This window comes from Agriterribacter sp., from assembly GCF_035444585.1.
GTDB lineage: Bacteria > Bacteroidota > Bacteroidia > Chitinophagales > Chitinophagaceae > Agriterribacter.
Genome location: NZ_DAOMOZ010000205.1, coordinates 1 through 8,505 on the forward strand (window position 1 = coordinate 1; position 8,505 = coordinate 8,505).

The following is an 8,505-nucleotide window of genomic DNA, read 5'->3' on the forward strand; positions in this document are numbered from 1 at the left end:
TTCCCTACAGGGCACAAACGGGAATCGAACATGCATAAAAAATATTGGTTCCCCCCGGCAGGCGCAAGCGTCCCGCTTGTGCCGTTAAATTCTGTCTTGTTTTCCCGCCGGGGTCTTCGTCGGGTGGGTAAGAAGCGAAGAGCGAGACCCAGGCGAATGCTAAAAATGACAAGATGTAAAATATATACCGTAAAAAATATGCTTCAGCGCAGGGGTCTCATGGCCCTTCACAGCGGTACTTTATGAAGACCCTGGCGCGACTCATAGCAACGTAGCAGATTATTACACAAAGAACAAAAGGAACTATTGGAAATAGTAAGCGTGTACTGATGAAAGATAAGCAGGGAATATATCCCCTGATGTGCGCGGGGCTGGGGCCTTAGTACATCATTCCCCATAATAGCCTTAGTGCCACCAGCGCCAAACAAACGGCCAAGGCTTTTACAATGGCCGTTCCCTTTATTTTATGGGAGAGCCAGGCGCCCAACTGCGCGCCGGCTACCACGCCAACGCACAGCCATATAACCATACGCAATATATAAGGGTCATTATAATTGCCCTGCAGGGCATGCACGATCACACTAACGGTAGCCATAACCGAAAGAATAAAATGAGAGGTGGCTGTGGCGATGTAAACGGGAAAACGGAGCCATTGCACCATTGCAGGAACATGGATGATACCGCCGCCAATGCCCAGGAGAGGTGAAAGATATCCTACTATTACGCTTATGGCAGCACCGGTATATGCGTTATAAGTATACCTGTATACCGTGTTTTCATTATCGGTGAGCACCGTAGCCCGCTGTCCTCTTTTCTTGTCAGTGCTTTCCTGCTGTAAAGGATCTGTGCCTGCTCTTTTCAGCAAAAGAAAAGCAGACAGGGAGAGCAGCAAGACACCAAAAATGATATTGAAAGCGGTATGTGGAATGTATTTAGTAGAATACACGCCCAATACAGATCCGGGGATGGTAAACAAGGCAAATAATAAGCCGGCTTTGAAATCAATACGCCCCGAACGGCTGTATGCTACCGATCCCGAAATGGCATTGGCAGCCACAATAACAATAGATACGGCGGTAACCATTTCGGGAGAGAACTGCGGATGCGTTAACAACAGCAGGGGCACAAGGATAAAACCTCCTCCCGCTCCTATTAAAGTACCGATTGTGCCGATAACAAAGCCGGTCGCCAGCAATACGGCCGGGTTGTCAAAAAAAGCCGGGTCAAACATGCAGCATAAATAGATACTGCTCAAAGATAAAAGTATCTCCCGAAAGGAGATTGGTTATTGCCGGGGCTTTTTTGTTGCCGGCAATTTTGATGGAGACCTGCGATTACCTGAAGTTTTTGCTTTGTCAGCAGGTTTCACTTTGGGAGTTGCCGTTTTTTTCGCGGTTTTGGCAATTTCATCTGCAAGCCATTCACTGACCTTCTTTATCCTCTTTGAAAGCTTTTTAGTATCCACCTCTCCTTTCACGTCTTTCAGCGTGGTTTCCACTTTATTGAATATCTGCTCCCGAAGCTCTTTTTTTGAGATTTTTTTATCAGGCATAGGCTTTGATGATTTAATAACTCAAATATAATATTAGCCCGGCCTTTCCAATGTTAAGTTTTTATTTTGCGGTTTCACCAACCGGTTAAAGGCCTACATGGCTGGAAGGCGCCAACCTAACATGCCGCGCCCTGTAACCTGAAACTCCCTGAAACCTCTATTCCCCTTCCGGGAAATCCGCACCTCTGGTCACTTCCTCCCACCGGTCGAAATCATTTTGCAGTGCGGTCAGCTTGCGTTTCGCGTTCTTTAAAGCAGCCGAGCCCAGCAACAGCACCTGCGGCGGATCTTCCGATTCCACCACTTTTACCATGGCTTTTGCAGCCCGTACCGGATCGCCTTTCTGGCTGCCGCTGTAACCGCGTACCGTATTTTTATTTGTTCCTGCCGTGGATGCATAGTCGTCAATGGTTATGGCGCTGTCTTTAGCCGATCTGCCTGCCCAGTCGGTACGAAAGCCGCTGGGTGCAATATTCGTGACCCTTATACCCAGGGGAGCGGTTTCTTTGGCCAGGGCTTCGGAATATGCGGTAACAGCAAATTTGGTGGCATTGTAAAACCCAAGGGCCGGAAAAGAAACCAGTCCCCCGATAGACGATATGTTAATGATATGCCCGCTGCGCTGTTTGCGCATAAACGGTAATACGGCTTTGGTAACATGGGCCAGCCCCCAGAAGTTGATCTCGAACATACGGCGTACTTCATCTTCCTCACTTTCTTCTATGGCTCCAAAATAACCGATGCCGGCATTGTTAACCAGCACATCAATACGTCCAAACTTTTGTAAGGTCTGTGTTACCGCGGCATTGATATCCGCCTGCTTTGTTACATCAAGTGACATAGCCATGGACGCATCACCGTAGGGCGCTGTAATATCCTTCACGTCATCTGCATTACGGGAAGTAACAGCCGCTTTATACCCCAGCTTTAATACATATTTGGCCAATTCACGCCCGAAACCCGTGGAGCAGCCTGTTATTAACCATACTTTATTCATTTATTTTTATTTTAGGTGAATTTTTAAGTGATCATCATCAAAATTAGTCATTCCTGAACATAAGGATTTTACGTCTTCTCTCAACAGGCGAGGAAAGGATCTGCGAAACAGGGTAAAATCATAAATATTCCCTGTAAATTAATACTGTATTATAGTTCCACAATCTCGTTTACATTTGTACATAAACGCAGCTATCATGAGCGCAGATTATGTTATTCCCGCACAGGCAAGGATCGGGCATGTGCATTTAAAAGTATCGGATCTGGAAAGATCACTGGCATTTTACCGCGATCTCCTCGGATTTGAAGTAACTACCCTGTACGGCAGCCAGGCCGCATTCATATCCGCCGGCGGCTATCATCATCATATTGGCTTAAATACCTGGCACAGCAAAGGAGCGCCGCCTGCACCGGTATACGGCGTTGGCTTGTATCATACAGCCGTTGTTTATCCCACACGCAAAGACCTGGCGGTTATTTTTGAACGCCTGCAAAAGGCAAAATACCCGTTAACGGGGGCAAGCGACCATGGCGTATCGGAAGCATTGTATTTGAATGACCCCGATGGCAATGGCGTGGAATTGTATTGGGACAGACCAAAAGAACTTTGGCCATCTAAAGCGGATGGGTCATTGAACATGTATACGAAAGCGCTTGATCTTGACGATCTTTTAAAAACACTGGATCAACAGGAATATTGATTTTTTGCATTTATAATCATAACTTACCCTTAAACGGGTTATTTTCGCGGCAAATAAACTCATGTTGTTATGTATACCGGGATAAAACATTTTCATTCGGGACTGGCTTATTTGTTACTGGCAGGATTGGTTGCAGCCATTATTTATGCAATTGCATCGCGCAAAAAAAGCTTTACAGCAGGAAGCCGTAAAATAGCTTTGGTTGGATTGATATGTGCCCACCTGCAGTTCCTGCTGGGATTAGTGCTTTACTTTCTGTCCCCGTTAGGCGCTTCCAACTTTTCGGGAGATGCAATGAAGGAGAAAGTGTCAAGATTATATATAATTGAACATCCTTTAATGATGCTTATAGCCGTTGTATTGGTTACCATTGGTTATTCAAGGATCAAAAGATTGGGCAGCGACCCCAAGAAATACAGCAGCATCATTGTTTTTTATGGCATTGGTTTGCTTTTAATGCTGAGCGTTATTCCCTGGAATGTATGGCCGTAAATCCGCAGATTTCGCAGCCTCTGTATTTTATATTATATTTTATATACAGCCATTGCATTATTAAGTGTTTTACCGTTTGAGGTTTTACAATAGGTGGGTTACTGACTTGTCTTGCTATTTCTCTTTCAGAAAGGACAATTACATCGCAAATAAAGCTTATCTTTGGAGTATTGTTTGAGCCAATCTTTTGTAAGCGAACAATCTCTGCACCGTATTTTACTTTTACATCAGCACGCTGTTCAGGGTTTATTTGGCTTTTTCCGTTTGGAAAATAAGAATCTATATCAAGGATGCCGGATGCGGATAAGGTTTATTTTGCCTGCCCAACAATTTATTCCCGGCTGAATAAACGATCGTTAAGTGTTAATTTTCGTTCTGTTGAACACGGTATTGCCATAGCGGGTTATACATAACGGAATGCCTTGCTGACTGTGGAAGAAGTTCATGAAGCAATGTAACGAAAGGAAGATCATAATGAGGTTTTTTAACTAAATAAATTTTCGTATGACAAACGATAAAATTGAAAAATTCATTGAATGCAAACCGGAAAAGAATGTGAAGGTAAATATCCATTTTAAGCAGAGAGCCACGGTAAGAGGATTGTTTATCCGCACGGATGATTATGAGGAACTGAAATCAAAAAACTTTTGGCGTATTGTGTCTGACTCAAAAGTAGAAGAATGGGAAAAAACAAAAGACAGTAGCCTGGCACGCATTTACAACGGCGCAGAGTTTACCCGTTTAAGTGATAATTAGAAACAAATTGCTTTTCCCCAGTAGCGCTGGAGAATTAAAATGAAAAAATAATACCTGTATGTTCACCCAAACATGGAAAAAATATCTTCCCGTTATCGCTATTCTTTTAAAACGCTCTGCCGGATCGGAACAAAAGCTGAATATGAACTTTACGGATTTTGAAAGGGCAACCGGAGGGCGAAAGATCAAATTCAGCTTTACGCACCTCCAGCTCAACAACGGGCGAATCAATTCTGAAATAAAGCAGGCTGCTGTTGCTAAAGATTTGGCCGACCTGCTGCGGGAGGATGCAATGACCCAAAAATTAATTGCAGGCCACTATTTTGAATTTTCGCTGAACAATGATCTTCAACTGAGCATCAAAAGCAATACACCCCCTGCAGAAGCGTCTGCCGATGCGGAGCTGTAATAAAAATTGCAGGGTTATTGTCTGTTGGTTTTATAGTAAGCGCAAACGGTATTCATAAGACATATCTCACATTTGGGCTGTGGCCTGCAAATCTCCCGGCCAAGGAACGACATAGCCATGCCCGCATCCCATTCTTTTTGAGGCAGTGCAGCCATCAGTTGTTTTTCAATTTTATTGGCGTCGGTTCCTGTGGCTATACCCAAACGTGGTGCAACCCGCACTACATGCAGATCTACAATTATGCCCTCCGCCGGTTTGCCTGATTCGCGTAAAATAACATTTGCCGATTTTCTGCCAATGCCTTTTAAAGCAGTAAGCTCATCAAGCGTTGATGGCATATTTTTATCATCTTTGATCGTCTGCGCCATCTCCATCAGCCATTTTATTTTATTGCCAAAATTGCGTACGGATCCTATAAACGGCGTTAAGGTTTCGGGAGTAGCATTTGAAAGGGACCTTATGTCGGGAAAGGCCTCAAATAATTTGGGTGCGAGATCATTGATATGCCTGTCGGAGTCCTGTGCCGATAAAACTACCATTACCACCAGTTGATAAACGTTTTCATATTCCAGGGGATGCTTTTTGCTTTTGTACTTTCTGATCAGCGGCTTAATGGCTTCGGCCCAGTTGATTGCGGCAGACATGGCAAAAATTTAGAGGGTAAATCTACTTAAAAAGATAATAGGCGCAGTACAATCGGTTGGATGTATTCCAAACTTTCACTTCAAAAAAAGGAATATAATAATAGATTACAAGTCTTATGTTCCTGATCGTGAGTGTTGCTTCAGCCCCACAACAGACACACTGCTGAGCTGCTTATGGGACTTTCGGCATGACGAAGGGGTTCAGATGCTATTGTCAACATGAATGTTATAGTGCAATCCATGAAATAATATAATATGCTTTGATTGCGAAAATTATATATACACCGTCATTAACCAATTCATTTTCAATAAATTAAAATGGTGTATTCTGCTTTGTTGCACCTGAGTGCAGGATGAATTTTAAATGCATCCCAATCGGTTTGTGTTGGGATTTATTTGCGGGAACGTTTTTAACCGTAAAGGGCGATGGATAGAATCGATGCCTGTTCAAAGGAAAATCTTTTTTTTGATCAGATGCATGATAGCGGAAATATAGAAATATAAATTAAAACCCGACATTTGCGTTCCAAAAATATCATATTGATGAATGAAATCCTGCAAAGGGAAGCGGCAATAACACTGGTAAAAGATACTTTCAGCCGGTTCCTGTGTGATTATTTGCACCTGATAAAAGTGTCATCTCCGCTTATTGTGCTGGACGGAACGGGATTGAATGATGACCTGAATGGTATTGAGCGGCCTGTTTCATTTCCTATCAAATCTTTGAATGAACAACGCGCTGTGGTGGTTCACTCTTTGGCCAAATGGAAACGCGTTCGGTTAAAGGAACTGGATGTAGACACCGGCAGGGGAATTCTTACCGATATGCGTGCGCTTCGGCCGGATGAAGATTACAGTCCTATACATTCTATTTATGTTGACCAGTGGGACTGGGAAAAGCACATTGATGCGGCCGACAGAACTTTGTCGTACCTGAAAGACACGGTAACGGCTATCTTTAACGCTTTAAAAGAAACAGAACAGATCGTTTACCAGTATTATCCTGACATGCAGCCTCAACTTCCGGAACAGATACATTTTATCCATTCTGAAGAACTGTTACAGCGCTTCCCCGGCCTTACACCCAAAGAAAGGGAAAATGCTATTGCAAAAGAGTTCGGAGCAGTATTCATTACAGGTATCGGCAACAAGCTATCGAACGGCGATCCCCATGATGGCCGTGCAGCAGACTACGACGATTGGAGCACTGAAAATGAAGAAGGATACAAGGGATTAAATGGAGATATCATTGTATGGCATCCTGTTTTACAGTCGGCATTTGAGATATCTTCCATGGGTATCCGTGTAGATAAAAACGCATTGGTAAGACAACTTAAAGAAAAAAGCTGTGAACAAAAATCAACCCTTCCTTTCCATAGCAGTTTGCTAAACGGAGGATTGCCCGAAAGCATTGGCGGAGGTATTGGCCAATCGAGGTTGTGCATGTTTTTATTAAGGAAATCACATATCGGGGAAGTGCAGGTAAGCATATGGTCGGCAGAAGAAAAGAAAAAGATGTGCGAGAAGGGAATTGTTTTGCTGTAATGAATTAAACAGGATGCATAAACCCGTACTTTGATTATATTTACATCTTACAAAACCAAAGACAATTTTTATGCAAATGAAAACCTTCGCCTGTTTTTCAGTTATTGCTGCTGCTGTTTCGTTTTGCGGATGTGCGGGCAATAGCTCATCTGCCAATACAGCCGGCGGATCCGCTGCAGATTCCGCGACGCTCCCGCCTGTTGAAACAAACGCTCCCAACGTAGATTACAAGCCAGCTTTTGAAGGACAAACCAGGGTAAATGGCGTAAAAACCACTACCCCTTATAAAGTGGAAAAGATAGCTGAAAACCTGGGCAGACCATGGGCCGTTGTTCCTATGCCCGACGGGCGGCTGCTGATAACAGAAAAGTCGGGTTACATGGAGATCCATAGTGCAGACGGCGCACTGGTTAAGAAGATTACGGGTTTCCCGAAAGTAGATGATGCCGGCCAGGGTGGTATGCTTGATGTAGCATTTGATCCGGAGTTTGCACAAAACAAAACCATTTACTGGTCATTCTCAGAAAGGCAGGGCAAGGGAAATTTAATGGCTGTAGCCAAAGGGCAGATCTCAGCCGATGAAGCTACCATTCAAAACCCTACTGTTATTTTTCGTGCCACACCTGCATTAGAGAGCAAAAATCATTTCGGCTCCCGCCTGATATTTGATAAAGATGGTAACCTGTTTGTAAGTACGGGTGAACGATCCATACTGGAAGGACGCAAACAGGCACAATGGCTGAACTCCGGCTTGGGTAAGATCTTTAAGATCACCAAAGAAGGCAAACCTGCCCCGGGCAATCCATTTATTGATCAGAAAGATGCAATGCCGGAAATTTATGCATATGGCGTACGCAACCCACAAAGCCTTGATCTTCACCCCGTAACCGGTGATTTGTGGGAGGTTGAGTTTGGCCCCCGCGGCGGCGATGAAGTAAATATTATTGAGGCAGGTAAAAACTACGGCTGGCCAACCATTACCTACGGAATAGAGTATGATGGCAGAAAGATAGGAGACTCTATTCAGCAAAAAGAAGGACTGCAACAACCTGTATATTACTGGGATCCTGTGGTTTCGCCAAGCGGCATGGTGTTCTATACCGGCGATGATATTCCTGAATGGAAGAACAACCTCTTCATTAGCGGTCTTTCCAGCATGCACATCGTAAGGCTGGTGATAGAAAATAATAAAGTGGTAGGTGAAGAACGATTATTGGAAGACAAAAAAGAAAGGTTCCGTGATGTTGCTCAAAGCAATGGCGTATTGTACGCAGTTACCGACGGCGGAAATATGTACAGGATCAGCAAACAATAGAACCGCAAACCGTTTATTAATATGAGGCTGTCTCCTCAAAAGGCAGGCCGGTATAGAAGACATGCCGCTAAGATTCTACTGAACCGGACGCCCGC

The 8,505-nt window shown here is 44.0% G+C and carries 10 protein-coding genes; 6 read left to right on the forward strand and 4 right to left on the reverse strand.

Annotation, left to right across the window (positions count from 1 at the left end; translation table 11 throughout):
- Positions 1–379: 379 nt before the first annotated feature.
- The 3 genes from PLH26_RS17595 to PLH26_RS17605 all read right to left on the reverse strand — a co-directional run bounded on the left by PLH26_RS17595 (position 380) and on the right by PLH26_RS17605 (position 2,549).
- Positions 380–1,255, reverse strand: a complete 876-nt coding sequence (locus tag PLH26_RS17595) for a sulfite exporter TauE/SafE family protein (RefSeq protein ID WP_324587343.1) — start codon at positions 1,253–1,255, stop codon at positions 380–382.
- Between the two features lie 30 nt (positions 1,256–1,285).
- Positions 1,286–1,552, reverse strand: coding sequence for a hypothetical protein (locus tag PLH26_RS17600; RefSeq protein ID WP_324587344.1), 267 nt, complete (start codon positions 1,550–1,552; stop codon positions 1,286–1,288).
- A 157-nt stretch (positions 1,553–1,709) separates the two neighbouring features.
- Positions 1,710–2,549 carry an oxidoreductase gene (locus PLH26_RS17605; RefSeq protein ID WP_324587345.1) on the reverse strand — a complete coding sequence of 280 codons (840 nt, stop codon included), beginning with the start codon at positions 2,547–2,549 and terminating at the stop codon, positions 1,710–1,712.
- Positions 2,550–2,745: 196 nt separating this feature from the next.
- Between PLH26_RS17605 and PLH26_RS17610 the strand changes: the two genes are divergently transcribed.
- The 4 genes from PLH26_RS17610 to PLH26_RS17625 all read left to right on the forward strand — a co-directional run bounded on the left by PLH26_RS17610 (position 2,746) and on the right by PLH26_RS17625 (position 4,906).
- Positions 2,746–3,249, forward strand: coding sequence for a VOC family protein (locus PLH26_RS17610; RefSeq protein WP_324587346.1), 504 nt, complete (start codon positions 2,746–2,748; stop codon positions 3,247–3,249).
- A gap of 69 nt (positions 3,250–3,318) precedes the next feature.
- Positions 3,319–3,741 (forward strand): hypothetical protein, encoded by a 423-nt coding sequence (locus tag PLH26_RS17615; protein WP_324587347.1) that lies wholly within the window; start codon positions 3,319–3,321, stop codon positions 3,739–3,741.
- Positions 3,742–4,245: 504 nt separating this feature from the next.
- Positions 4,246–4,497: a short-chain dehydrogenase gene (locus PLH26_RS17620; protein ID WP_324587348.1), complete on the forward strand. Its 252-nt coding sequence runs from the start codon at positions 4,246–4,248 to the stop codon at positions 4,495–4,497.
- 58 nt (positions 4,498–4,555) lie between these two features.
- The gene (locus tag PLH26_RS17625; protein WP_324587349.1) at positions 4,556–4,906 is read left to right on the forward strand and encodes a hypothetical protein; all 351 of its coding nucleotides are present in this window, start codon (positions 4,556–4,558) and stop codon (positions 4,904–4,906) included.
- A gap of 14 nt (positions 4,907–4,920) precedes the next feature.
- Here the strand turns inward: PLH26_RS17625 and PLH26_RS17630 are convergent, their stop codons facing one another.
- Positions 4,921–5,550: an endonuclease III domain-containing protein gene (locus PLH26_RS17630; protein ID WP_324587350.1), complete on the reverse strand. Its 630-nt coding sequence runs from the start codon at positions 5,548–5,550 to the stop codon at positions 4,921–4,923.
- A 519-nt stretch (positions 5,551–6,069) separates the two neighbouring features.
- Here PLH26_RS17630 and asnA point away from each other — a divergent pair.
- Both asnA and PLH26_RS17640 read left to right on the forward strand, forming a co-directional pair.
- Complete coding sequence (gene asnA / locus PLH26_RS17635; RefSeq protein ID WP_324587351.1) at positions 6,070–7,095, forward strand: aspartate--ammonia ligase; 1,026 nt, start codon at positions 6,070–6,072, stop codon at positions 7,093–7,095.
- 70 nt (positions 7,096–7,165) lie between these two features.
- Complete coding sequence (locus PLH26_RS17640) at positions 7,166–8,410, forward strand: PQQ-dependent sugar dehydrogenase (RefSeq protein ID WP_324587352.1); 1,245 nt, start codon at positions 7,166–7,168, stop codon at positions 8,408–8,410.
- Positions 8,411–8,505 lie beyond the last annotated feature (95 nt).